This is a genomic window from Paenibacillus agri (assembly GCF_013359945.1).
Lineage (GTDB): Bacteria > Bacillota > Bacilli > Paenibacillales > Paenibacillaceae > Paenibacillus_AQ > Paenibacillus_AQ agri.
In genome coordinates this window covers 174848-198426 of sequence record NZ_JABWCS010000216.1, presented here as the reverse complement: position 1 = coordinate 198426, position 23579 = coordinate 174848, and the positions used below count along the sequence as shown (strand labels likewise).

Annotated in this window: 26 protein-coding genes and 2 pseudogenes; 17 read left to right on the top strand and 11 right to left on the bottom strand. The window is 46.1% G+C overall.

All coding sequences use genetic code 11. The annotated features are described in order from the left end of the window. Nucleotides 1-4 precede the first annotated feature (4 nt). The 8 genes and pseudogenes from HPT30_RS21315 to HPT30_RS21280 all read left to right on the top strand — a co-directional run bounded on the left by HPT30_RS21315 (nucleotide 5) and on the right by HPT30_RS21280 (nucleotide 4875). Nucleotides 5-352, top strand: coding sequence for a four-helix bundle copper-binding protein (locus HPT30_RS21315; RefSeq protein WP_066361829.1), 348 nt, complete (start codon nucleotides 5-7; stop codon nucleotides 350-352). A gap of 304 nt (nucleotides 353-656) precedes the next feature. After that, nucleotides 657-1613, top strand: coding sequence for an ATP-binding cassette domain-containing protein (locus HPT30_RS21310; RefSeq protein WP_175373326.1), 957 nt, complete (start codon nucleotides 657-659; stop codon nucleotides 1611-1613). Then, nucleotides 1610-2323, top strand: coding sequence for a hypothetical protein (locus HPT30_RS21305; protein WP_175373325.1), 714 nt, complete (start codon nucleotides 1610-1612; stop codon nucleotides 2321-2323). The genes HPT30_RS21310 and HPT30_RS21305 overlap by 4 nt, the downstream gene beginning before the upstream one ends. Before the next feature lie 60 nt (nucleotides 2324-2383). Continuing rightward, on the top strand, nucleotides 2384-2848 hold the full coding sequence (locus tag HPT30_RS21300; RefSeq protein WP_175373324.1) for a hypothetical protein: 465 nt from the start codon (nucleotides 2384-2386) through the stop codon (nucleotides 2846-2848). Further along, complete coding sequence (locus HPT30_RS21295; protein WP_175373323.1) at nucleotides 2845-3453, top strand: class I SAM-dependent methyltransferase; 609 nt, start codon at nucleotides 2845-2847, stop codon at nucleotides 3451-3453. Before HPT30_RS21300 ends, HPT30_RS21295 begins: the two co-directional genes overlap by 4 nt. Nucleotides 3454-3724: 271 nt before the next feature. Beyond that, a pseudogene (locus HPT30_RS30095) lies at nucleotides 3725-3859 on the top strand (RHS repeat-associated core domain-containing protein); the annotation flags it as partial. Nucleotides 3860-4193: 334 nt separating this feature from the next. Further along, nucleotides 4194-4406, top strand: coding sequence for a hypothetical protein (locus HPT30_RS21285; protein WP_175373321.1), 213 nt, complete (start codon nucleotides 4194-4196; stop codon nucleotides 4404-4406). 58 nt (nucleotides 4407-4464) lie between these two features. Further along, nucleotides 4465-4875 carry a hypothetical protein gene (locus tag HPT30_RS21280; RefSeq protein WP_175373320.1) on the top strand — a complete coding sequence of 137 codons (411 nt, stop codon included), beginning with the start codon at nucleotides 4465-4467 and terminating at the stop codon, nucleotides 4873-4875. 86 nt (nucleotides 4876-4961) lie between these two features. On the opposite strand, the gene HPT30_RS21275 is transcribed toward HPT30_RS21280, so the two are convergent. Next, entirely contained in the window at nucleotides 4962-5168 is a 207-nt protein-coding gene (locus HPT30_RS21275) for a helix-turn-helix domain-containing protein (protein WP_175373368.1), read from the bottom strand. Between HPT30_RS21275 and HPT30_RS21270 the strand changes: the two genes are divergently transcribed. The 3 genes and pseudogenes from HPT30_RS21270 to HPT30_RS21260 all read left to right on the top strand — a co-directional run bounded on the left by HPT30_RS21270 (nucleotide 5169) and on the right by HPT30_RS21260 (nucleotide 6106). Further along, the gene (locus tag HPT30_RS21270; protein ID WP_175373319.1) at nucleotides 5169-5432 is read left to right on the top strand and encodes a hypothetical protein; all 264 of its coding nucleotides are present in this window, start codon (nucleotides 5169-5171) and stop codon (nucleotides 5430-5432) included. 15 nt (nucleotides 5433-5447) lie between these two features. Next, nucleotides 5448-5564 (top strand): annotated as a pseudogene (locus HPT30_RS31015) (toxin C-terminal domain-containing protein); the annotation flags it as partial. A gap of 14 nt (nucleotides 5565-5578) precedes the next feature. Continuing rightward, nucleotides 5579-6106 carry a hypothetical protein gene (locus HPT30_RS21260; RefSeq protein WP_175373318.1) on the top strand — a complete coding sequence of 176 codons (528 nt, stop codon included), beginning with the start codon at nucleotides 5579-5581 and terminating at the stop codon, nucleotides 6104-6106. A 325-nt stretch (nucleotides 6107-6431) separates the two neighbouring features. Here HPT30_RS21260 and HPT30_RS21255 read toward each other — a convergent pair whose 3' ends face one another. From HPT30_RS21255 to HPT30_RS21235, 5 genes are all read right to left on the bottom strand, one after another. Continuing rightward, nucleotides 6432-7322, bottom strand: a complete 891-nt coding sequence (locus tag HPT30_RS21255) for an NAD(P)-dependent alcohol dehydrogenase (protein WP_175373317.1) — start codon at nucleotides 7320-7322, stop codon at nucleotides 6432-6434. Between the two features lie 3 nt (nucleotides 7323-7325). After that, nucleotides 7326-7586, bottom strand: a complete 261-nt coding sequence (locus HPT30_RS21250) for a helix-turn-helix transcriptional regulator (RefSeq protein ID WP_175373316.1) — start codon at nucleotides 7584-7586, stop codon at nucleotides 7326-7328. 1 nt (nucleotide 7587) lies between these two features. Further along, nucleotides 7588-8025, bottom strand: coding sequence for a hypothetical protein (locus HPT30_RS21245; protein ID WP_175373315.1), 438 nt, complete (start codon nucleotides 8023-8025; stop codon nucleotides 7588-7590). A gap of 763 nt (nucleotides 8026-8788) precedes the next feature. After that, a complete protein-coding gene (locus tag HPT30_RS21240) occupies nucleotides 8789-10882 on the bottom strand; it encodes an ABC transporter ATP-binding protein (protein ID WP_175373314.1) in 2094 nt (697 codons plus the stop codon). A gap of 40 nt (nucleotides 10883-10922) precedes the next feature. Beyond that, entirely contained in the window at nucleotides 10923-12671 is a 1749-nt protein-coding gene (locus tag HPT30_RS21235) for an ABC transporter ATP-binding protein (RefSeq protein WP_175373313.1), read from the bottom strand. Nucleotides 12672-13149: 478 nt separating this feature from the next. On the opposite strand from HPT30_RS21235, the gene HPT30_RS21230 reads away from it, so the two are divergent. Then, on the top strand, nucleotides 13150-13467 hold the full coding sequence (locus HPT30_RS21230) for a HesB/YadR/YfhF family protein (protein WP_175373312.1): 318 nt from the start codon (nucleotides 13150-13152) through the stop codon (nucleotides 13465-13467). A 121-nt stretch (nucleotides 13468-13588) separates the two neighbouring features. Here the strand turns inward: HPT30_RS21230 and HPT30_RS21225 are convergent, their stop codons facing one another. Further along, nucleotides 13589-14104: an ADP-heptose synthase gene (locus HPT30_RS21225; protein ID WP_175373366.1), complete on the bottom strand. Its 516-nt coding sequence runs from the start codon at nucleotides 14102-14104 to the stop codon at nucleotides 13589-13591. Nucleotides 14105-14231: 127 nt separating this feature from the next. On the opposite strand from HPT30_RS21225, the gene HPT30_RS21220 reads away from it, so the two are divergent. The 3 genes from HPT30_RS21220 (at nucleotide 14232) to HPT30_RS21210 (ending at nucleotide 17810) form a co-directional block, all read left to right on the top strand. After that, entirely contained in the window at nucleotides 14232-15980 is a 1749-nt protein-coding gene (locus HPT30_RS21220) for an ABC transporter ATP-binding protein (protein WP_312876357.1), read from the top strand. A gap of 389 nt (nucleotides 15981-16369) precedes the next feature. Continuing rightward, a complete protein-coding gene (locus HPT30_RS21215) occupies nucleotides 16370-16888 on the top strand; it encodes a sigma-70 family RNA polymerase sigma factor (protein WP_175373311.1) in 519 nt (172 codons plus the stop codon). Then, nucleotides 16881-17810, top strand: coding sequence for a DUF4179 domain-containing protein (locus tag HPT30_RS21210; protein WP_175373310.1), 930 nt, complete (start codon nucleotides 16881-16883; stop codon nucleotides 17808-17810). The genes HPT30_RS21215 and HPT30_RS21210 overlap by 8 nt, the downstream gene beginning before the upstream one ends. Nucleotides 17811-19111: 1301 nt before the next feature. Here HPT30_RS21210 and HPT30_RS21205 read toward each other — a convergent pair. Beyond that, nucleotides 19112-19555: a DUF441 domain-containing protein gene (locus tag HPT30_RS21205; RefSeq protein WP_175373309.1), complete on the bottom strand. Its 444-nt coding sequence runs from the start codon at nucleotides 19553-19555 to the stop codon at nucleotides 19112-19114. Between the two features lie 23 nt (nucleotides 19556-19578). After that, a complete protein-coding gene (locus HPT30_RS21200; RefSeq protein WP_175373308.1) occupies nucleotides 19579-20559 on the bottom strand; it encodes a YpdA family putative bacillithiol disulfide reductase in 981 nt (326 codons plus the stop codon). 226 nt (nucleotides 20560-20785) lie between these two features. Here HPT30_RS21200 and HPT30_RS21195 point away from each other — a divergent pair, with 226 nt between their 5' ends. Beyond that, entirely contained in the window at nucleotides 20786-21382 is a 597-nt protein-coding gene (locus tag HPT30_RS21195) for a DUF2087 domain-containing protein (protein WP_175373307.1), read from the top strand. 120 nt (nucleotides 21383-21502) lie between these two features. Continuing rightward, nucleotides 21503-21952: a DUF3939 domain-containing protein gene (locus tag HPT30_RS21190; RefSeq protein WP_175373306.1), complete on the top strand. Its 450-nt coding sequence runs from the start codon at nucleotides 21503-21505 to the stop codon at nucleotides 21950-21952. Nucleotides 21953-22076: 124 nt separating this feature from the next. Here the strand turns inward: HPT30_RS21190 and HPT30_RS21185 are convergent, their stop codons facing one another. Both HPT30_RS21185 and HPT30_RS21180 read right to left on the bottom strand, forming a co-directional pair. Then, nucleotides 22077-22373: a phosphatidylinositol kinase gene (locus HPT30_RS21185; protein WP_175373305.1), complete on the bottom strand. Its 297-nt coding sequence runs from the start codon at nucleotides 22371-22373 to the stop codon at nucleotides 22077-22079. Nucleotides 22374-22594: 221 nt separating this feature from the next. Then, entirely contained in the window at nucleotides 22595-23503 is a 909-nt protein-coding gene (locus HPT30_RS21180) for an aldo/keto reductase (protein WP_175373304.1), read from the bottom strand. Nucleotides 23504-23579 lie beyond the last annotated feature (76 nt).

Below are 23579 nucleotides of genomic sequence, written 5' to 3'. Positions count from 1 at the left end.
GGCTATGACCCGAATTCAGTATCAGGAGTGCATTGATGCTTGTATCAAGACCATGAACACCTGTAATTACAGTTATGTCTCAAGCCTGAAAGAGTACCACCTGGAGGAGCTTCGTGAGAGTATCCGGCTCGATCGGGAATGTGCGGACATTTGCTCCTTTGCCATTCAGGCCATGACGCGTCAAAGTCCGTTTGTAGTTCAGATTCTGCGTCTGTGTGCAGATATTTGCGAAGCCTGTGCAGATGAGAGCAGTAAGCATGTACATAGGCATTGCCGGAGCTGCATCGAAGCTTGCCGGGAGTGTGCAGCAGCCTGCCGTATGATTAGTGAGACAGTTGAGGTGTATGCTTAAGAAGCTGCCCTGAATCTTTTACAATATTAAAACCAGACCTTAAGTTAGCGATAACTTGGGTCTGGTTTTATTTCATTTTCTCTCCAAAAATTAGATTTATTAAGAGGAAAAAGGGAGGCGCCCGGCGAATTACATGGAGGTGATAAAGGAGTGTGTAGTATGAATGATCCTGTGAATGGCACTACTCAGACGAATTGGAAATGTGCTGGCCGGAGCAGAGTGCAGGCCTTACGCGATAACATAGATATGGACAAGGATACAACTGCAAGTTGGTCCGAGCGGAAAGCTTCACGGTGGTTAGAATATGGGGATTAAAACAGGAAAGGGCATAGTTGAAAGCCCAGCTGAGGCCGCCTGTGCCGAACTTGAAGCTGTGAGCAAAATGTATACAGGACACATGGTGCTCCAAGAAGTGTCGATGAGTATTTGGCCAGGAAATATTACTGCCCTGATCGGACGTAATGGTTCCGGCAAAAGTACACTATTGTCCATTCTCGCAGGTCTGGTTCAGGTTACATCGGGAGCCATCCGCAGGAAAGCTGACCTGGTAATAGGTTATGCGCCTGAGGCGTTTCCAGGGCTTAAATTCACACCAGAGCAGTATTTGCGCAGTATGGGAAGAATACGCGGGTTATCTGCACGTGAGATTGAAGTACGAATGGCAGAATTGCTGGAACTGTTTCATTTGGCACCTTTCCGGGGGCAGCCGATGAATAACTTTTCCAAAGGGATGCTGCAGAAGATAAATCTGATTCAAAGCTTGCTTGTAGAACCGGAGTTACTACTGCTGGATGAACCGATGTCGGGGCTGGATCTTTCGGCTCAGAATATGCTGGTTCAGCTGTTGCGTGAACGAAAGGAGCAGGGAACGGCCGTGGTATTCTCCGTTCATGAACCGCAATGGGTGGAGGCCCTTGCTGATCATCTGCACATTCTGCAAGCCGGACGAACGGTACGAATGCAACAGGGAATACAGGAGCTATCCGCGCGTCCCACAACATACATAGTATTCAAGCATTTGCAGGAAGAGGAGCTTTGCCAATGGCGGGATCAGCCGGGGTTTCTTTCCTTGCAAGTCGTGACGGAATTACATGATCAGCCCTGTCTGGGTCTCACTGTTGATGCTGCGGTATCCGATGCGTACTTGCGTCAGGTGCTGGAGCGGGGAGGATCTGTTGTATCTGTGGAACCATGCGATGGCTGGTCAGGCTTGGAGCTGTGGATGAATCCCAAGACCCCTGAAGGGGGCGGAAAGTCATGACATCACTTGTTGTGTATATGCTGCGAAGTTATACACTGTCCCAGCGTTACTTTGCCCCTTTTGCAGGCATCCTTATTGCCGTTTTGGTGCTTTATTCGTACACACCCAATCCAGTGATGAACAGCTATGCTGCTACAGCTGTAATCCTATTCATCGGCTGCGCCTGTCTGGGTTTGAGCTTTTTAAACCATGAACATCCGGTACAGAGACAACTGACAACCGTTCATTTGCGTAGTATCAGAAAATACAACATGGGCTGTCTCCTCACACTCGGGGTCCTGGCTTTGCTGCTGGACGTGCTGATCGTTGTATATCCGCTGGTGACTGGACGTTTTGATGAACAAGCAGGATTATACCGGATCATGCTCGCATTAGCCGGTCATGCGCTGCTCGGGTTGTTGGGGATTGCGATTTCACTGTTCCTGCAATCGTCCATGATCAAGAAAGCCAGCCATGCTACCGGAATCATGCTTGGTGTGATCATAGTTTCCATTGGCGGTACGAAGATCACCGAATTCTTGCCGGGTTCTCTGACCTATCTGCGGTTTCTCCTCCCGCCGGTTTCTCCAGTCATGGATGCCATGATGAATGCCGACGTGATCTCTGGGGTGGCTGTGCTGGTTCCTTTACTTCACATTACTATCTATACAGCATTATTGATCGGATTCTATGGCTACAGAGCCGGCAAGAGAGATATGAATAAAAATTAATGGTTCTATCTAAAAATCAGAGGTGTATTCAAAATCCAAAGATACTGAACGGGAGGAACGATGAAGGATACCAGAATACCGGAGAGTGAACAATCAAAGGAACTGTTTGCCTATTTCGGCTTGGCAGTCTACTATTGTCAGGCGCTGGAGCAGCAGCTCACGAATCTGCTTCTACTGACCAAGCTTTCGCAAGGGAAGACGCCCACGGAAGCCGATCTTACAGATCTGTACCAGCGCAAACTCAGCAACTCCCTCGGCCAGCTCATCAAAGAAATCCAGCATCACTTTCCGTTCTCCGAAGAAGAAACGGCTCAATTACAAGAAGTTTGGAAGCAGCGCAATCATATTGTCCACGACTATTTCAAAGAGCGGATTCAGGAGACCTTCACCCCAGCGGGAAGATCTCAAATGCTGCGTGAGCTGAAACGCTTCAAGAATAAAGCTTGTAAACTGGAAAAGACCTTACAGGGGTATTGTACAGAGTTATACGCGAAGTTGGGTCTGGAAGAGGAGCATTTGATATGAACGAAATTTTCAAGCACGTCCCGTTATACCGCTACCTTAGCTTTTGCAATGAGACCGGACTAGAACGAACTGTGCTGGATTGCGGCGCGGGAGGAGACAGCCCTTCTTTAGGGTTGTTTGCCCAGTATGGATATTCTACCTATGGCATTGAATTTGATCCTATTGCTATAGCGCAAGCCCAGGCTTACGAACAAGAAAGAGGGCTTCAGTTGAACATTGAGCGTGGGGATATGCGGAACTTACCTTTTGCCGATGAATCCTTCAGCTTTGTGTACTCCTATAATTCGATATTTCATATGAGAAAAGATGAGGTTTCGCAGTCCCTGCAAGAAATGATCCGGACGCTGAAACCGGGGGGATTGCTGTTCGTTAATTTTCTTACAGTGAACGATTTTCGCTGCGGGGAAGGTCCTCATCTTGGTGACCATCAGTATGAACAGTTTGACGACGATCAGCCGGTCATTCATTCCTACTATACAGCTTCCGAGGCAGATCCCTTATTTGGAAATATGGAAGTCTTGTTCAAAGAAGACCGTACCCTGGAGAGAATCTATGAAGGCGAACGCATTCGGCAGGGCTTTGTCGATTATATTGTTAAGAAATAAGGAAGAAGACAGGTTTATAAGATGGATCCGACGGGTCTGTTTTATAGGCCTTTTTTTGTGGATCATTCTCAAAATTAGCGCTTGGCGATATAAGGTCTTTTTAAAAATCTTAAAGAGCAGCTCTTGTCAGAGTTATTGTTTATTTATCTTAACTAATGAGTTTTATTTGAGGGTAGCTTCGTTATCAAATTCAGAAGTATCACTGTTATTTAAGGAATTGTTAAACAGATATGAATTGAACCTCTTCATAAATAAATAGAAGGATGGAAAACCGTGTAAGTACACAGGTGAGGTGTATGACGAAAAGACAGGACTTTACTATCTACGGGCAAGGTATTATGATCCGAGTATCGGGCAGTTTTTAAATGAGGATACGTATAAAGGGCAGATTGATAATCCGCTGAGTTAGAATCTTTATACGTATGTTCATAATAATTCGCTGAAGTATATTGATCCAAGTGGACATATGACAGATGACAATGCTGGCTTACCTGGCACTGCGGGTGCGAGCAGAGGTGGAAAGAACCAGCTAAACCAAAGTAGAACAGACAACACCAAAAACAATATCTCCGAGATTAAACAGTAACTCTGCTAATTCAAGTGAAGCGCTGAAGAAGGAACAACTCAGTGCTAGTAATACTAAGGGCACGGGTAAAGCTACAATAGCTACTTATAACCCTCAATTTTCTGCTCAACAGATGCTGAAGAAAGGCAGAATCCCAATAGGGAATCTGGGAAATATGGTTCTTATTGGAGCCACAAACGGGTTTAGACCATCATCAACAATTGCTGATGGATACAAGTATAACTTTGAAATCAACGGTACAAAAGTTGAAATCAAATGGCATTCCCCTGATGCCAATGCGGCTTCTAGATTTCCGGGTAGTTATTCTGGAAGTGAGTGGACTTCACAAATAAAAATCGGAAACAAATTGCTTGGGCAAGACGGTTAATTCTATAGAAATCCAAGCGATATTACCCACATTCCTGTTGATTTTGGGAGGTGAAAAAATGTTGTTGGATTATTATAAATCGTTACCTGATTACATTTCTACAATTCAATTAAAAGAACTGTTTGAAGAATTTTTATTTTCAATTAGTTCACGAACTATTGATGTAGAAATTGCCTTAGAGTCATTGTTTGAATTATCGGACAGGCAATGGCATACGTATGAGTTACTAGACTCTGATGTGAAAAGTGAAATTGAAACTTGGATAATTGGTATTTGTAATAAAGAATCAATAAATGAAATTGAGTTGATCGCATTAATTATCGGTAGACTGGGTTTAGTAAAAGTTTATAAGCATCTGAAAAATTTATTAAATAATGATAATGTGAAAAATGAAGTTAGAATCACTATTCAAGAAACTGTTGCCGAACTAGATGGACATGTCGAAGACCCTTATTTTGGAATGAAATAATATAGTGCCGAATGAATCGGGCGGCGCGTCCATAGAATTTACCTCCATTGATAAACAAAATGAAAACCGCCTTCCCAGGGCGGGCTTCATTCATCTTCAGCACCTATTAAATCAATAATTTCGCGAATATCTTCAATTTCTAAAGCCTCAGCAATCCGCTCAATATGGCCAAAGTTTATATTCTGCCGTTTATAATTGGCCAATTCATTAAGCGCAGCATGACGGATATCTGTTAATCTAGACAATTCGCGGAGGCTGAAAAGGGCTGAAACTAATGTCTGTATCTCTTTAATATGGCTACATCAGCTGAAAGCAGAAATGAGCAGGTAGCATCGGTAAAGAATCAATTAATGAGAGATTATGGCGAAGTTCAATCTTTGAACGATGCTTTTCTTGGCGCTATTTTAAGTATTTATGGCGGTGGAGGTAAAGCTAATGTTTTAAAAGCTCAAGTAAAAGGTCAAACCTTGAAACTAATAAATAAAGAAACAGATATGTTAGCGAAATATTTAGGTTTTACAAAGACAAAAATAAAAATTAAAGATAAACCAGTGTAGACTGATTGTAAAAACTATATCGTTCAGGATCTCAATTCGCATAATGGAGGGGTGTGGAAAATGGCGAAAAAAAGCAGAAGATTTATCCAGGAAGAACACTCGCTCTGGCACTTATATTGCTTTATTAAATAGGATTGGAGATTAATATGTACAAATTCTTTTGGAGGATTACTAAATATGACCCAACTAATCGTATAAAAGGAGTGTATAAAAATGAAGAATGGACATCAATAAGTGAAGTGGGAAAAGTATTTTCAGCTGAGAAATTTCTGTTAGAACATTATTTAGAAACTGAATCATTATATGTAACGGCTATAAATTTAATAATGAATGAGAATAACTTAAACACAATTCAAGTAGTAGATCTAGAAAAGTATTACTTTGACGTGGAGAAAGCTGAATTCCATTCCATCTACACTGACGAGATGAAAAGTGTTTATAACAGTGTGAAAAATGGCGATCATATCCCTGTGTATGAGTTGAAATTACTTTCTCAATTAATTTTAAGAGAAAAGATTTGGTGTAAATTTCAAAGTAGAGAGATGTTTGTTCACTTTGGTTTTGATTATTACATGTATATTGGGAGTGTGAAGGAATGTAATGATTCTTTAATAAAGATCAGTAGTTCAGGTTTATTTGTTGAGAGTTTTGAATCACCTTATTTGGAAGAATAGTAGAGCTCATCTATAAAGATTTCAATATTGATTTTGGCCCTCTCTATATAACTCGCTTTGTAAACGAGAGAATTACTGGAATATTTATAATAGAAAATACTTATCACTCTCTTGATTAATTAATACTAACTTAAATGTGAGACCTTGGGGGCATGAAATCCCACAAGGCTTTCTTTTTAACACACCCAGTGCCGGGTAACCTGCCACCCGCAGGGCCGTTCGCAACGTGGGTATCCGAAATAAGGATGCGCCAAGTGAATCGCTCTCCTTTATCCATCACAGGCTCACAGCGGCTTCATTCATCCACACTTCATCCATCTGACGACTACAGCGTTATGACCACATTCCCCTGTTTATGTCCCTTTTCAACGTAAGTATGAGCCTGAGAAATCTGTTCGAAGGGGTAACATTGATCGATGACCGATTTCAATTTTCCAGCTTCTACAAGCTCTTTAAGAAGGAGCAAGTCGTCAAGATTTTCTTTGGCAAGCCCGCCTGCTACCGAAATGTATTTGCCGCTTAGAGTTAATGCCTGTTTGCTGCTCGATTTTGAGCTTTTGCCGACGGCATCAAAGATAAGATCGTAGCGCGTCCCTTTTTTCGAAAAATCCTCTTGGGTATAGTCAATGACGTGATCTGCTCCGAGTGACCTCACCAGTTCAAAATTGCGGTTACTGCATACAGCGGTAACAGTGGCTCCGAAGTACTTAGCCAGCTGAATAGCGGAAGTGCCCACGGCTCCAGAAGCACCAAAGATGAGCACGTTTTGACCCCTGTGAATGTTTCCTTTTCTGAGAAAGTACAGAGCCGTCGTACCACCGAAGGCAATAGCTGCACTTTCCTCAAACGTCATGTTTTCCGGTTTTGTCGTGAGTACAGCATTTTCGGAGAGGGTTATATATTCTGCATGTGCACCAACCTTCATCCCGGTATAGGCTATGATAGAATCGCCTTTCTTGAATTTGGTTATGTTCTTCCCGATAACCTCGATTGTCCCGGATAATTCACTTCCCAAAATATCTTTTCTTGGTTTCGTGAGACCAAAGAGCAGCCTCATAACCAGCATCTTGCTGTTACGCAACACACAGTCACCAGAAGTTACGGTCGTTGCATGCACTTTGATCAATACCTGGTCGTCTTGAACAGTCGGTGTTTTGACTTCTTTAATCTGAATAACATCTGGTGTCCCGTATTTCGTACATATCGCAGCCTTCATATGTTATTTCCCTTCTTCCTCAAGTGATGTTGCTTGGCTACTGTCAGTTCCTTGTGGGTGAAAAGAAAAAATCTCTTCCAGCGGGAGCTCAAACACTTGAGCAATCAGAAACGCCAGTTCGAGCGAAGGGGAGTACTTCTCTTTTTCAATAGCAACGATAGTTTGTCTTGTCACGCCGACCCGATCGGCCAATTGCTGCTGGGTCATCTCATGTTTCATAAATCGTAATTGTCGTATGTTATTCTTGACCAAGTTCTTCTTCATTTCAAAATCCTCTCTGATAATAGAAGATGTAGGACAGGTTCAAGACTAGGCCGGAGAGAAAGAAGTCTATTGCCAGGGTATTAAACATGACTGAGAGGGGTTGATGAATCGCTAGTGCACCCATTGCGACGAAAAAACCAAAGGAAAACATAAAGCAAAAGTTTCTGACCGCTTTTAGCTCAATCATTCGATCACGTTCATCGGCAAAGGAAGGCTCTGCTTCTCGTGTAGCTAACCTGTTCAAAATATTGAAAACAATCAGGATCACCATCTTCGCTAAAACCTCGATTACGATCCATTTCAGAAAGAAGACTCCCCAAAGCTGTGGCAGAGATTCTACTCCTGCGGAACCCGCCCCCTGGATATCGATAAAAAGATAAAGAAAAACAAGAAGGGAAGTGAGGATGGATACGATTGCTTTTTTGGAGTGATACGTCATGGGGCATCTCCTTTATGTATGTTTTATTTCACATGATGTAAAAAATTATATACATACAATATAGTTAACTTCACTTCGTGTCAAATATTTTTTACATTGGAGTGTAGTGCTTTGTTTAATTCCTATAAAGGACGCAATAAAAACACAACGTAATTGTAATCACCCGCAAATACGTCGAAAGGCTTAACTTCACTCTATAGGGCGTTGTAATAATTGAAAAAGCTCAGATTGTTGAGAAAGTAGTGGCTTTGAGAAAACCCATAATTAAACTCTTGATTTATGGATCTATCTCGAAATCAGTACTTTCTTCTTATTCCATCTGGTAACGGACCCCAGAGACGTTATCTCCTAACAATCAACCGTAGCAGAAAATAACGGACTCCAAAGACGTTATGAGCAGAAATCCTGTGTAAAATCCACGGTTTGGGAGGAAATAGCGGCACCTGAGTCCGTTACAAATTCCAGAAGCTGCTTGATGTGCAAATAACGACGTTAGGGTCCGTTAGCCCCCATGCATGAGTTTCAACCTTCTGAAGCAGTGGTATTGGGAAGCACTGATAAGATGTAAGGAAGCATTTAACGGTATTTTTCCCGCTACGAAAGCCCCTCTGAAGCTTCGAACCTGGGCTCAGCCAATTATTCCAGTGATGTGTGGACTTGTGATCGCTGTTGTTCCCCAATTTCTTATCCGTTAAACTGCTTCTATTGACTGAACTTAGAAAAAAAAGCCCCTCCGCCAACAGGCAAAGGGGGCATGAATATACTACATTTTCTTAAATGCTGGCTGCAATCCAGCAGCAGAAGCCTGATGTGCCGAACCAGCTGCTACAGGATTTGCACTTTCCGCTGCCGCGGCACCAACCTGGAGTTGATACATGCGGAAGTATCTTCCGCCGAGAGCCATCAATTCATCATGGTTGCCGCGTTCTACAATTTCCCCGCGGTGCAGTACCAGAATCTGGTCTGCGGAGCGGATTGTCGAGAGACGGTGTGCAATGATGAAGGTGGTACGACCTTTCTTCAGCACCTCCAGCGCTTCCTGGATAATGCTCTCCGTCTCGGTATCGATGTTGGAGGTTGCCTCATCCAGAATCAGAATCGCCGGATCGAAGGAAAGAGCCCGTGCAAAGGAAATTAGCTGACGTTGTCCGGCTGACAACGTACTGCCTTTTTCCACTACCGGTTCGTCGAAACCCTGCGGAAGATGGGCCAGCAGTTTATCTGCGCCTACTTCACGCAAAGCCCGTTCCACACGCTCACGCGAGATGCGTTCATCCCCAAGACTAACGTTGGAAGCAATGGTACCGGTGAACAGGTAAGGGTCCTGTAGAACGATCCCCATATGGTTACGGATCCACTGCTTCGGAAGGCTCGTGACCTCCTGTCCGTCAATCGTGATAGAACCTTTCTGTGGGTCGTAGAATCGGAACAGCAGGTTAATGATCGAGCTTTTGCCTGAACCTGTATGTCCCACCAGGGCGACAGTCTCACCCGGACGTGCCTCGAAGGAAATATCGCGCAGGACAAAGTCTTTTTTGTAGGCGAAGGATACATTCTTGAAAGCCACATTGCCTTTATAGCGAGGCATGGTGCCGTCGGTCACAGCTTCACCCGGTTCATCCATCAGTGTGAACACACGACCTGCGGAGACCATGGAGCTGTCAAGGTTCGCCAACTGGTTGACCATACCTGTGATCGGCTGGAACATCCGGCCCAGCACATCGACGAAGGCATACAGCACACCGAGCGAGACGAATGTTGAGCCGTCCAGACTGCCAAAGCCAAAGTACCAGAGGACAAGGACAAAGGACAGACTGCGGATCGAGTTGACCAGATTGTGCGAGGTCAGCGCATTGAGATTAAGCATTTTGTTCTGATATTTCAGGTAATCGTCATTTAGTTTCTCGAACTCTTCGCTGCGCTCCTTCTGGCGGCGGAAAATCCGGATGATCGACATCCCCTGAATGGATTCGTTGATAATGGCGTTGATCTCACTCAGACGGGAGCGGATGATCGTGTTGTACTTGGTCGCCACCTTCCGGTAGATAACAATCCAAAGGATCAGTGCCGGAATAATGAAGAGACTGACCAGTCCAAGCCGGACATCCAGCAGGAACAGTGCGATATAAACACCAATAATATTAATTACACCGGTGCTGAAGTTGGATAAGACGGCGATGAACAGGTCCTTGATGGCTTCCGTATCATTAGTGACCCGGGAAACGACTTTACCCGCAGGCAGGTTGTCAAAAAAGTGAACCGGAAGACGCTGGATATGCGCATAGACATCGGTCCGCAGCTTGCGGATAACCTGGTTGGCTGACGATTGCAGCCAGTAGGTTTTCCCAAATTCAGCAAAGATGGAGATCACTAGGAACAGGGCATAGAGCCCTACCAGCTCATAGATGCCTGGCAGCTCGGGCTTGTAGAAGGCGAACAGCTCATCCACAGAAAGCTTCACTGCCGGATAGGTGACCTCATTCCCGCCGCGAACGATATGAAGCTCTCCGTCACGGAAGGTGCGTTCACCATCGGGCTGATCTACAGCACTGTTGATAAAATAGAAGCTGCGTCCAGCCTGCAACAGGCGGATTTCCTGGCCTTTGGCTTCACCCGGCTGGAAGCGGTCGGCGCGTTTGTAATACTCATTATTATAGACCGCGGCTTCCTCTGAAGATGCGGTTTTGAAATAAGGCTTCTCAATCGCCAGCATATGGTTGTCGATCATGCTCTTGGCGATGAAGGGACCGGCAAGCTCAGCTGCAACGCCGATGGACAGCAGCAGCAAGGCTGCGATAAATGTTTTTTTAGCGGTTAATGCATATTGGAGCAGGCGTTTGCCTGTACTTTGTGTCAACGGTGACACCTCCTGTTAGTTGGTCTGTAGCTCAGGCTGTTTAGTTGGACAGGTTATTCTCGATCTGCTGCCTGTCATATTGTTCACGGTACCAGCCGTTTAATTCAAGCAGTTCTTCGTGTGTTCCCCGCTCTGTAATATGTCCGTTGTCCAGCACGACAATCTGATCGGCGTGTTCGACGGCGGAGAGACGGTGGGTAGAGATCAGCGTTGTTTTGCCGGCACGCTCCTGCCGGATGTTCTCAATGATCTGTGCTTCTGTTCGTGCATCTACGGCGGACAGCGCATCGTCCAAGATTAGAATTTCCGGATTGGCGATAAATGCCCGGGACAGCGAGACACGCTGCTTTTGTCCTCCGGAGAGGGATACCCCGCGTTCGCCGACTAGCGTATCCAGTCCGTCGGACAAGGTGCCGAGGTCATTCTGGAATGCAGCCGCAGTAATGGCGTCCATAATCTTGTCATCACCGGCATTCTCCAGTCCGAACTGGATATTCTGCCGCACACTTTTGGAGAACAGGATTTGTTCCTGCGGAACATAGCCCATCCAGCTGTGCAACTGGTCTAAGGTAATCTTCTGGATCGGCACACCGGAGATCAGAATGTCTCCGCTACCGGTCGGATATTCATGCAGAAGCTGCTTCAGCAGTGTGGATTTACCGCTACCGGTTCGCCCTACAACGCCTAGCGTCTGTCCGCGTTCAAGGGACAGGTTGATTCCGATCAGATTATCAATGGTGGATGAAGGATAACGGAAGGTCACATTTTTCAATTCAATGCCGTTAGGTCCGGCTGCAACATCTACAGGGTTCGGAAGATCGGTTACGTCTGGCTGGGTTCCCGTGGTTTCGTCAATACGTTCCAGCGAGGCGCCGCCGCGTTGCATAATGTTGATCAATTCGCCAATGGCGAACATCGGCCAGACAATCATCCCGAGGTACATATTGAAGGAGATCAGATCGCCGAGCGTGATCTGGTTGCGGAAGACTAAGTAGATACCATAGGTGAGTCCAATAATATAACTCAAGCCTACACAGAAACGGATGGTTGGCTCAAAGAAGGCATCGACCCGAGCTACAGCCATATTTTTGCGGTATACATCTTCTGTGATGTCAGCAAAGCGCTTCTCATCAAGGCGTTCCTGTACATAAGCACGAATCACGCGCACGCCGGAGACGGATTCCAGAACCTGGTCATTCATATCACCAAAAGCATCCTGGGCCAGACTGTACCGGTCATGTATGGCTTTACCATAGAAGACCATTGCTATTGCAATGAGTGGCAGGGGTAGTACGGCAGCCAGTGTAAGCTTCCAACTGACCAGAAATCCCATCGCCAGCAGGACGACGGTAAGATATACCGTGGAATCTACAAGGGTCAGCATGCCGAATCCTACAGTAGCGGAAACTGCACGGATGTCATTGGTGGCTCGGGCCATAAGGTCGCCGGTACGGTTGCGTTCGAAGAACGAAGGGGTCATGGTCATCAGGTGATTCATGAACCGGGAACGCAGCAGACGCTCAACAAGGTTAGAGCCGCCGAATAATTTGTGCATCCATATGTACGTGATCCAGTAGATAAATAGCAGCAAAGCCACGATCAGACCAATGTACTTGATCAGGGAGCTCGCCGTGACGGAGCCGCGGACGATTTCGTCAATGGCATTGCCGAGCAGGCGAGGTGGCAATAGTTCCAGCACACCTACTGCGATCAGCAAGAAAAGGCCGAGCGAATAGCGCCTTTTTTCCCGGCGGAAGAACCATCCGAGATTTTTAAGAACAGAGAACAAGGTAAATCCCTTCCTTTCAGGTTGTAATTAAGTTGGCAATTGGGATACAGCGGATAGTGGAAAATCTCCAACAAAAAAGGCATATCATCCGAAAACGGACGATATACCTGTGTAATTAGAGGCTATCATGCGCACGGTGCAAAGCAGCACCTGGCATGGGAAGATTTTCGTTACCTTAAGACATGCGGTATGTATGATCCGCAAAGCTTCAGGAGAGTTCCACCATTTGGGCTGCTTCGGTATTCGATTGTGTATGGTTGCCGACAATTGTAAAGTAATGGTCCTGTACTGTGATAAACACCGCTCTCACCCTTTCGTTCATTTTTTGGTAATAACTTGAAGAATATTCGTTATGTTCAGAGTTTATCATTCGCTTTAAGACGTTGTCAAACAAATTTTTTTAGCTTTTTTTCAAAAGCAGTTTGGAATCTTTGATTTTTTTCAGTATGATTAAGGTTACACAAAGGAGTTGAGAGAGATGAGTATGGCAATTAGCCAAGCTGCTGCAGCCTGGTTCAAGCGAGAGCTGGAACTTAACAACGGAGACTCTATTCGTTTATTTCCGCGGTATAGCTCGGGCGGCGGACTCCACCCTGGATTCTCGCTGGGGTTAGCCACCGAAGCCCCTGTAACGCCGGGTGACCGGATCGAGCAGGAGGGCATTGTGTTCTTTATGGAGGAGCAGGATTTGTGGTATATGGAGGGGTATGACCTCGCCATTGAATATCATGAGGCTGAGGACGATATCGAATACATTTATAAAGCAAAGACCGCGTCCGCTGAGCTTCAGAAGTAGCGAGAAATATAAGGATGTTTACCGCGTAGAACATAAGCATTCTTATATTTTCAAAAAGCCCCTGCCGAGGCAGGGGCTTTTCATATGGAATATGGAGATCAGTCCGGGAAGTTACCCTGGATCAATGGGAGCTGCGGAAGGAATCTTCCTCCATTGCAAAATCAAAATCGTCAATATCGAACACCTGAACCGGGACGCCGCCTTCAATAATGCGCTGGATCAGCTCGAATTGGTCTGTCAGGATAGGCACATTCTCCCGCTGGGAGGAGAGAAGCAGTTCAGTCTCAATCGGGTCGAACATTTCACCGTACGGAGCGGTATCCATACTGTTGATGATGGTAATTTGCGCTTGCTCGCCCAGAAGAATCCCGGAGCTTTTGGCCCAAGGCACAGCGAGACAGCGATTGATTTTCTTGGCATTAAGCGGTTCTTCAAAATATGCGATCAGCTCGCCGATCTTGCTCTTGACATGCTTGTCGTCATCTGCACGGTTCATCAGCGGCTCATCGCTGTCCCGCAGTTCATATAATTCCATCACCGAGGTGTAGGGAACTATGTATTCCACAGGGCTTCCCGGCACTAAAAGTTGACCGTAAATCGCCATCATGACGGCTTCCGTCACAAATTGTCTTGACATCATTATCCTCCTGAAGTTCGGGTGCTGCTTATCCTACTAATGGACATAGCCTTATAAAAACATTGTGGAGAGCAAAAGTCAACATCACCATGCACACACCAGCTAGAAAGAAAGGACACCCTAACCTGTGAAGTACTGGAAATCTTATTATACCTTTGTACGTCCATATATGAAATGGATCATTATCACACTGATCATAGGGATGATCAAATTCAGCATTCCGCTGACACTTCCTATTATTCTAAAATACGTCGTGGACGACCTTTTGATGAATCCGGCGATGACCGTTAACGAACGAGTTTCGCAATTAATGATGATCCTGGGCGGTGCCTTTGTGTTATTCGTTATCGTTCGGGGGCCGGTGGAATATTACCGTCAGTATTTTGCCCAGCTCATTACCAGTAAAGTGCTGTTCGATATGCGTAACAAGCTATACGCTCATTTGCAGCGCTTATCACTACGTTACTATCAGAATACCAAAGTAGGCGAGGCCATTTCCAGATTTATCAATGATGTGGAGCAGACGAAGAATCTGGTAGAGGTCGGCATGATGAATGTCTGGCTGGATATGTTCACGCTGGTCTTCGCTCTGGCGTTCATGTTCTACCTGAATCCGGTGCTGGCTCTGGTCTCCATTGCGATACTGCCTCTGTACGGTATTGCAGTGAACACGCTGTATAAGCGGCTTAAGATCCTGACCAAAGATCGCTCGCAGGCGCTGGCCGGTATTCAGGGCTATTTGCACGAGCGCATTCAAGGGATCTCTGTGATCCGCAGCTTTACGATGGAGCGTGTTGACCAGAAGAAATTCGAAGGAATCAATGCTAATTTTCTGAACAAAGCGATGGCCCAGACGCGCTGGAATGCATTCACTTTTGCCATCATCAATACCTTAACGGATATCGCCCCGCTGCTTGTGATCGGGTACGGAGGTTATCAAGTTATACAGGGGAATCTGACCCTTGGGACCTTTGTAGCTTTCTTCGGTTATCTGGATCGGATGTATGCACCGCTTCGGCGTCTGATTAACTCTTCTACGGTTCTGACCCAGGCCTCGGCTTCATTAGAGCGGGTTCTGGAACTGCTAGAGGAGCCCTATGATATCGTAGACGAGCCGGGAGCCAGAAATTTGAGTGGAGGGTCGGGCGCGATCGATTTCCGTCATGTCTGGTTCAAGTACAGTCCGGAAGGCGATTGGGTATTAAAAGATATTGATTTATCCATTCAGCCAGGACAAACGGTGGCCTTTGTCGGCATGAGTGGTGGGGGCAAATCATCGCTGATCAGCCTGATTCCGCGCTTCTATGATGTCACTGAGGGTAGTTTATGCGTAGACGATCAAGATATTCGGAGCCTAACGCAGGAGAGTCTGCGCGGAGCTGTGGGGATGGTTCTTCAAGATAACTTCCTGTTCAGCGGTTCGGTGCGTGAAAATATTCTATTCGGGAATCCGCAGGCACCTGAAGAGAGCATCATCGCGGCGGCGCAGGCAGCCAATGCCCATGATTTCATTATGCAGCTGCCGCAAGGTTATGACACAGAAGTGGGCGAGCGGGGCGTGAAGCTGTCCGGCGGACAGAAGCAGCGGATTGCGATTGCCCGTGTTTTCCTCAAAAATCCTAAGGTGCTCATTCTGGATGAAGCCACCTCAGCACTGGACCTCGAGTCAGAGCATCTAATTCAGCAGTCACTTCAGTCACTGGCTTCGCAGCGGACGACCTTGATTGTCGCTCACCGGCTGTCTACGATTACCCATGCCGATCAGATTGTCGTGCTGGAGAACGGAGCGATTACAGAACGGGGCACACATGAACAGCTGATGGCATTGGACGGAAGCTATGCCCGGCTCTTTAACGTACAGCGATTGGACGTTTAATTTAGACAGCATATCCACTGGCTGGATTGCATAGAAGAGAGCAGCGGTGATCTCGGGAGAGACGCCGCTTTTTTCATTTGCTTGATTTATAAGATGCACATAAGAAAATAACAAAAAGCGAGAAGGAACGAAGGGGAAAGGTTGGAACTGTAGGAGCGAACGCGTTCGCCTTTGTCACCAGATTTCATCCGCTAAAAGCGGTTTAATCAAAGAAATCTGGGGACAACAGCGACCGGAAGTCCAACATTCACCGTAGTGACGACCGAGCCTTACGTTCATATCTTAAGTTCGTCTTTTATAGCATCAGCAAAAGTTTTTTGAGCCCTTGCGTCTTTTTGGGAGGGCTGCACGTCTAACTGGTGTACACGTTAAGAAAGGAAGTGAGCAGCATGAACGTTGAAGTACTGGCTGAGCGGGCAATCGCCGGCGATGAAGACAGCTTCACCACCCTGATCCAGGGCATGCAGGAGCGGATTTACAGAATGGCATTTTCTTATGTCAGGAACAAGGATGAGGCGCTGGAGATTGTCCAGGAGACAGTCTATAAAGCCTATATTTCCATTCATAAATTGCAGCAGCCGCAATATTTTGCGACCTGGCTTACCAGGATTGCCGTCAACTGCGCGCTGGATCATATCCGCAAATCCCAGAAAATCATCTACATGGAGAAAGAACCCGAAAGAAGCTATGTACCGGGGCAGAAGGAAGAAATCATTGACTTGTACGAAGCGCTGGACGGGCTCGATGAAAAGTCGCGAATGGTGATTGTTATGAGGTATTTAGAGGACTTGCCGCTGAAAGACATTGCCGAAATCCTGGAACAGCCATTGAGCTCGGTCAAATCGGTCCTCTACAGAGGACTGGAGAAATTAAAAATCAACCTGGAGGAGAGTGAGCACCTTGGATAAACAATTGGAAATGATGCAGCAGGCATATAACGATATAGAGATTCCCCAAGAGCTGTCGGCCGCTGCCCGTAAGGGAATCGAAAGAGGCAAGCAGCATCGGCGCAAAAATAGCGTGGTGCGGCGGAGCCTGAAATGGGGCGGTTCAGCTGCTGCGGCGGTGCTGGTTTCTTTTACTATAAGTGTGAATACGATGCCTGCCTTCGCAGGAAGTCTGGAGCAAGTACCTGTGCTGGGCAAGCTGGTGAAGGTGTTGCAGTTTACCCAAGGAAGCGCTGGTGGTGGTACGATTCAGGACGGGGTGGATGTGGACTTTATTGCCTTGAAGACTCAGGGCGAGCGCGATCAGTTAATCTTGAATTTTGCCAACCCTGATGAAGATCAGACACTGGCGAGTTCATATAATGTGAAGTTTACAGAATATCCTTACACGATGACCATTTCGGTCAGTGGCGCAAGAAAATTCTCGGCTGCCAAAGACTTGGAGACACTGAAGGAGAGTCGTTTTGTAGAGGATGCCTATCCGCTCATCACGCTCGATGATTCCGCCATTCGGTTTAGTGTAACTTTCAAAGAGCCGGTTGCCTATGAGGTCAAGGAATACAAAGATCCTGCACAAGTAGTGATTACGTTGAAGCAGGGGGCAGGAGATCAGAAGCAACCTGTGTATTCGCTGCGGACCCCTTCCCAGCCTGCTGGAGAAACGCTAGCTATTGCTGAAGAAATGCTGTTCGGGGTAGAGGGTTTACGCATGCTGAAGGATCAGAAGGGGTTATTCCTCGTGGAAGCAGGGTATTATCCGACGGAAGAAGCGGCGCAGGAAGCCATGAAGCAGATTCAGACAGAGCATGGCTATGCAGAACCGTTGATTGTGGAGAAAAGAATGGCAGGCGAGCTTCCGCAGATGATTTCTGCTGATCAGTAACTTACGTTTGGCCCAGCTATTCCGGGCAATGATTTCACTAGTTTGGAATAAGAATATAACACGAAGCAGCTAAACACAAAACACAAGCAATTAAACTAGATATGAATTGAAGGTCTGTTTGCGCCTTTGATTCATATTTTTTTAACTCTACAGACTGAATTAGCATAACTAAACTCAAGTTCAAAACCATTAAACCTAGGAAATACCTTTCAAATGGATAAATAAAAATACAGACGGCGAATATGATTACTCCTAAAGAACAAAAGTGCCTTATTAATTTCAAGTTTCTTTTTGACAATAAAGTCAACTTACACCTCTCCTCAGCCTACTTCGAAGCATAAAATAATTGGCTATATAGAACGCAATAAAATAACAAACACAGCTATATAGATTGAACTGAAAAATTTAAACTAGGGGGAACAGAATTGAGGGAAAGTTTGGAACTGAAGGAGCGGAAGCGAACGTCTAAAAGCTTTTCGTAGAAAAGCTTGCATCGGAAGCAAAGGCTGTCTCCGGACTTTATCCGCGAATAGCGGTACAATCAAAAGAAATCTGGAGACAACAGCGGCCGAAAGTCTAAACGTTTACCGCAAAGATGATCTAGCCCCGTGTAAGAATCCTAAGTAATCTATATAAAAGTTATTTTTAAAGTGTAATTAACGGCATTTTTGTACCCTAAAATGCCTGCGAATACCAGGCTATTGGGAATTAAGTGCAATTTTGTATGCTAAATATTCGCTAAAAGGCCTTCCGGCTTATTTTTTTGAAAATAAGATACAATAATGCACTTATTCTCGTTATAACGCCTCAACTAGCAAAATTAAGGTACAGAAATGCACTTATTTGCTCCGTATACCTTTAAATTACAACTATAAATTGTGAAAAGCATCAGTTGGGGAGGTAGAGCTATTTTCACTGCTAAGAAGACGGGCACAGTGGAGGGGATTTGCGACTGAAAGCTCAGATTCACCTCTAACTATAATAAGGTTTATTCTTACAAATGCTCGCTTATTCGCAGGATATCTCTTTGTTGAATAACGACTGGGCCTTTGTTTGGGCTTCTGCTTGAATCTTAATTTCACTTAATTTACAAGTAGTGTAGATTAGAGACTATTTCTAGTCTAATCATCGAAATTCGCTTTAAAAAAGCTTTTTGTCAATAGACACAAATAACTGCTTCAGTACCTGAAGCAGTTATTTGTGCGGATATGAGATGGAGGTAAAAAACGAATTTGAACGGCTTCAATGGGTCAATTCCTACTGTGAATTCCCGTTGTGGAATCCCGCCCGTTCCGAGTGAATTACAATTTTCCAATCAACAGCGATAGAATCCCCGCGGCGATCAGCGGGCCGACCGGCACGCCCTTGAAGAAGGCCACACCGATAACCGTTCCGATCAAGAGACCGGCGACAACGGTGGGCTGGTTGCCCATCAGGATAGCGCCGCGTCCGCCAAGATAGGCCACAAGAATGCCGATGCCGATCGCAGCGAGCGATTTCCAGTGCAGGAAGGACTGGCCGACTGTCTGCAGAGAGATTTTGCCGCTGGCCAGCGGGGTCATGACACCGATCGTCAGGATGATGATCCCAATGGTGAGTCCGTATTTCTCCAGCCAGGGAAAGGCTTGACTCAGCCCTAGTACTCTTATTAGCAGCAGAACGACCATCGCGATAGTGACAGGCGAATTATTGCTGACAATACCCAGTGCGGCCAGTCCCAGCAGCAGCAAAGAGGTCATGTCCATCCGTGCTTCAACTCCTTGTCTGATTACCTTGACTTCGAAAGGATGTGATCTACAATCAGTTTGCCATGTCCCCGTCCAGTCTCAATGAAGACCTCATTGGCATTGCGACCGGAGGCGATCACTCCTGCTACGTAGATCCCTGGCACCGTTGACTCCATGGTAACAGGGTCGTATACAGGTTTGTCCAGATCGTCATTCATAGCTGCACCTGCGGAAGAGAGCAGGGCCCGGCTTGGCTTGAAGCCAGTTAGCGCCAGGACAAAATCATTGTCGATGACGTTAGTCTCGCCATTATGACTTGTAATCAATACTGAATCCGGCTTAATTTCTGTAACACGGGACTGAAGATGCAGCCGGATCTTTCCTTTTTGCACCATGCCTTCGAAGATCGGTCGTACCCATGACTTAATATTGTCTGAAATGCTGTTACCGCGATAGACCATATCTACAGAGGCACCCACACGCATCAGCTCCAGCGCAGCATCTACTGCGGAATTGCTGCCACCTATAACGGTAACCTTCATCCCGGTGTAAGGGTGTGCTTCCCCGAAGTAGTGAGTTACCTTTGGCAGCTCCTCGCCGGGAATACCAATCATATTGGGTTGGTCAAAATAACCGGTCGCAATGACAACATGACCTGCTTTATGACTGTGCTGCTCGCCGCGCATATTGGAAGTATGTACGACAAAAGTTCCATCCTCGAGTGTTTCAATTGACAACGCCTCTTCATAAGCGGCAATTTCCACACCATGCTGCTCAGCGGCGCGGCGGTAGTAGACAAGCGCTTCATGACGATAAGGCTTGTCATTTGGCGAGGTGAATGGTACATCGCCAATTTCCAAAAGCTCTGCCGTGCTGAAGAACTGCATATTGGTGGGATACAAATAAATAGAATGGACAATGAAGTTCTTTTCAATAATGAGGCTGGACAGCCCCTGACGCTGGCATTCGATAGCTGCTGAAAGCCCGCAGGGCCCGGCCCCGATGATGATAACATCTTTCATGTTGCTGGTAACCTCCCGTGAAATCCTATCTTTTTATTCTGTATAACGGACCCGACAAAAAGCCGGACCTCTAAATCCTACTCCAAATCCAATTTTTTTTCCATAAGGACGAAAAGTAAGCGCTTTTATATTGCTTGTAATGTTAGGATGGTGTATAATTAGATATATATCTAAAGTTATTTCAACTTTACCATCAAGATCTGAATGTCAGTAAGGAGTGTATCAAGTGCAGCTCGACAAAATCGTTAATTATCATAAGGCGCTGGCCGACCCTACCCGCCTCCGCATGTTGCTCTTGTTATCTCAAGGAGAAATGCACGGACATGCGCTGGCTGAGAAGCTGAATCTCTCCCAGCCAACGGTTACCCATCATGCCGCCAAATTGCGCGAAGCTGCGCTGATTAAGGAACGTCGTGACAAGAATACAGTCTTTTTCAAGCTGAATCCTGAGTTCATCAGAGAGAATGCGGAAGCATCTTTGGAGTTTATTTTTGCGAAAGGAGCCCGGGATATGGAAGAGCAGTCACCTGAGAACAGTCTCAAGGAGTCGGTGATTCGTAATTTCTTCGCCAAGGACGGCCGTCTGCGGCAAATTCCGGCCCAGTACAAGAAGAAGCTGATTGCCTTGCAGTACATTGTGGAGAAGCTGGAGCCTGGTGTGGTGTACACCGAGAAAGAGATCAATGAGTTCATCAAGCCGTTTCACGACGATTTTGCCACCATCCGCCGGGAGTTCATCATGCATCAGTTCATGTACCGGGAGAATGACAAGTACGAGCTGAATCCGCCGGAGATGTGGACGCATTGGGAATATGTCAAATAAAAGGCTCTAAATGATAAGGTTATGTGAAACTTGGGCTTATAACGGTTTAAAGGATTGGGAATTGCATAAAATGGAATTGTAAGCGTTAACTAATATATGCATTGAAAGGAGACTTTCGGTATGATATTTAAACGCGCTAAAAAAGCATCCCCGACCATTGCTGTAACTCTGCCGCAGATCAAGCAGGCTGTGAGGCAGTTTGAAGCTGATATGCCGGACCCGATCAATCGCACTGTACTGATCAATGAAGACAAGAGTATTGATGTGGACCGTCTCAAACGTTATTTAGGCGGTATTCCGGAGCAGAAGTTCTTTATGTCTCGTGAAACCTTTGAAATCTTTGAGGAAAAAGACAAGCTAATTCCTTATTATTTGGACATGGTTCAGTCCGCTGTGGACAATTATATCAGTGATACCGGCAAGCTGCCGCTACTGGAGGATGCCTGGTTGCCCGAGGTGCACTACCGGCTTCTGTCAACGGAAAGGTATCTTAAGGAGACCCCGCCTTTTCCACTGTATATCACAGAAGAGGAAATGATGCTTACTCACAGACCGGAGCATTTCGAGTAACGGGGGTGACAGGGTGAGCAGGGGGCTAGAAGATAAAGACTGTCTCGGATAAAGGGCAACCAGCACCCTTTCCAAGACAGTCTTTTTGTTGATGTGTGAAGTGTGGAAGACGGGTAAGTGCAAGCTAGATGAAGAAAGGAAGCAGGAACAGGTCCCTGATACCGAAAAAAGGAATACGCCGATGGATAAACCGCCGTCTTGGAAAGAATCCGGGACGGAAGCCGAATTGTCTGTAAGTAGAGCCTTGTGCAGGCATTCCGTTTGCCTGATTCATGATTTCACCCGTCGGAATTGCCAGTGTAATATAATCCTGATCAACGTGAGCAATAAATCCGTCATGGGATTGACCGTCCGTCGTCACGATCCCAACATATTTATTCATACAGTTCCAGCTGATTTGTTGAATGTCTTGCGTTTCCATAACATTACCCTCCTAGAATTTACCCATCTAGATTTGAACTCCTGACACCAGTCTATGGACTGCAACCCAGAACGACCACGGTATTCGCCTATAGGATGATAATTAATACAGATGGGGTGAAATTTACGGAGAGAATAAAAGAAGCTGATCTAACCGCTTTGTTCGGTTGGACCAGCCTCTTGTGCAAATTATTTTAGCAGGAAAAATGCATTACCGTTGTATTAACGATGCTGTGCATACTGATTAGCATTGCTAATACCCCGGAGCATATTCAGAGTCTCCTCAGAGAGCGGGGGACTCCCGGCGGCCGATACATTCTGCAGTAACTGTTCCAGACTACTTGCGCCCGGAATGATCGTTGCTACAGAAGGGTGGGACAATGGATAACGCAGTGCCGTTTGGGTCAAATGAAGGCCATGGCCACTCTGCTGTGTCAGCTTGTCATGGAGCGCCAGCAATGCTTCCCGGTCATAGTCCAAATAGCTCTTCTCCGCTTTGACCCGGCCTCGCTCAGTCAGAATTCCTCCGGCCAGCGGACCCCGGGCGATCAGACTAATATTATGCTGGGCTAGCAGTGGAAGAATTTCTTCCTCCGGACGCCGGTCCAGGATACTGTATTGACTCATAACACTGACAATGTTAGAGCGTTTAACATATTCTCTGATCACATTGGGACGGATGGAGGAGATGCCGTAGTAACGGATTAAGCCCTCCTGCTTCAGCTCCTCGAATGCCTCTATCGTTTCATCGATAGGATCCTCAATTGTTCCGCCGTGCAGCTGATACAGATCGATGTAGTCTGTCTGCAATCTCCGCAGACTGTCTTTAACTGCTGATTTGATATAAGCCTTGGAAGGATCCCAATCCCAGCCTTCTTGACCTGGTCTTCTGCGGTTGCCCACCTTGGTGGCAATAACCACATCCCCGCGGCGGTGGCGGACGGCTTGGCCTACGATCTCCTCATTACGGCCTGCATCGTACAGATCGGCGGTATCCAGGAAGTTGATGCCCTTCTCCAGTGCTTCATGAATGAGATAGACGCCTTTGTCTTCCTCTGTTCCGAGGGACATGCAGCCGAGCCCGATTTCGCTAATGTATAGTTCTGATGTTCCCAGACGGTGTTTGTTCATCCTAGGTTTCCTTTCTGTTGGCAGATTGACCTTTATTATATCGCCTTCAAGTCCAGTCGGACAAATCTGGAAGTGT

What these genes read in the sequence shown, in the direction of transcription:
- HPT30_RS21315 (WP_066361829.1), top strand. Translation starts at nt 5, where the DNA reads ATGACCCGAATTCAGTATCAGGAGTGCATTGATGCTTGTATCAAGACC.
- HPT30_RS21310 (WP_175373326.1), top strand. Translation starts at nt 657, where the DNA reads ATGGGGATTAAAACAGGAAAGGGCATAGTTGAAAGCCCAGCTGAGGCC.
- HPT30_RS21305 (WP_175373325.1), top strand. Translation starts at nt 1,610, where the DNA reads ATGACATCACTTGTTGTGTATATGCTGCGAAGTTATACACTGTCCCAG.
- HPT30_RS21300 (WP_175373324.1), top strand. Translation starts at nt 2,384, where the DNA reads ATGAAGGATACCAGAATACCGGAGAGTGAACAATCAAAGGAACTGTTT.
- HPT30_RS21295 (WP_175373323.1), top strand. Translation starts at nt 2,845, where the DNA reads ATGAACGAAATTTTCAAGCACGTCCCGTTATACCGCTACCTTAGCTTT.
- HPT30_RS21285 (WP_175373321.1), top strand. Translation starts at nt 4,194, where the DNA reads ATGGTTCTTATTGGAGCCACAAACGGGTTTAGACCATCATCAACAATT.
- HPT30_RS21280 (WP_175373320.1), top strand. Translation starts at nt 4,465, where the DNA reads ATGTTGTTGGATTATTATAAATCGTTACCTGATTACATTTCTACAATT.
- HPT30_RS21270 (WP_175373319.1), top strand. Translation starts at nt 5,169, where the DNA reads ATGGCTACATCAGCTGAAAGCAGAAATGAGCAGGTAGCATCGGTAAAG.
- HPT30_RS21260 (WP_175373318.1), top strand. Translation starts at nt 5,579, where the DNA reads ATGTACAAATTCTTTTGGAGGATTACTAAATATGACCCAACTAATCGT.
- HPT30_RS21255 (WP_175373317.1), bottom strand. Translation starts at nt 7,322, where the DNA reads ATGAAGGCTGCGATATGTACGAAATACGGGACACCAGATGTTATTCAG.
- HPT30_RS21250 (WP_175373316.1), bottom strand. Translation starts at nt 7,586, where the DNA reads ATGAAGAAGAACTTGGTCAAGAATAACATACGACAATTACGATTTATG.
- HPT30_RS21245 (WP_175373315.1), bottom strand. Translation starts at nt 8,025, where the DNA reads ATGACGTATCACTCCAAAAAAGCAATCGTATCCATCCTCACTTCCCTT.
- HPT30_RS21230 (WP_175373312.1), top strand. Translation starts at nt 13,150, where the DNA reads ATGAGTATGGCAATTAGCCAAGCTGCTGCAGCCTGGTTCAAGCGAGAG.
- HPT30_RS21225 (WP_175373366.1), bottom strand. Translation starts at nt 14,104, where the DNA reads ATGTCAAGACAATTTGTGACGGAAGCCGTCATGATGGCGATTTACGGT.
- HPT30_RS21215 (WP_175373311.1), top strand. Translation starts at nt 16,370, where the DNA reads ATGAACGTTGAAGTACTGGCTGAGCGGGCAATCGCCGGCGATGAAGAC.
- HPT30_RS21205 (WP_175373309.1), bottom strand. Translation starts at nt 19,555, where the DNA reads ATGGACATGACCTCTTTGCTGCTGCTGGGACTGGCCGCACTGGGTATT.
- HPT30_RS21200 (WP_175373308.1), bottom strand. Translation starts at nt 20,559, where the DNA reads ATGAAAGATGTTATCATCATCGGGGCCGGGCCCTGCGGGCTTTCAGCA.
- HPT30_RS21190 (WP_175373306.1), top strand. Translation starts at nt 21,503, where the DNA reads ATGATATTTAAACGCGCTAAAAAAGCATCCCCGACCATTGCTGTAACT.
- HPT30_RS21185 (WP_175373305.1), bottom strand. Translation starts at nt 22,373, where the DNA reads ATGGAAACGCAAGACATTCAACAAATCAGCTGGAACTGTATGAATAAA.
- HPT30_RS21180 (WP_175373304.1), bottom strand. Translation starts at nt 23,503, where the DNA reads ATGAACAAACACCGTCTGGGAACATCAGAACTATACATTAGCGAAATC.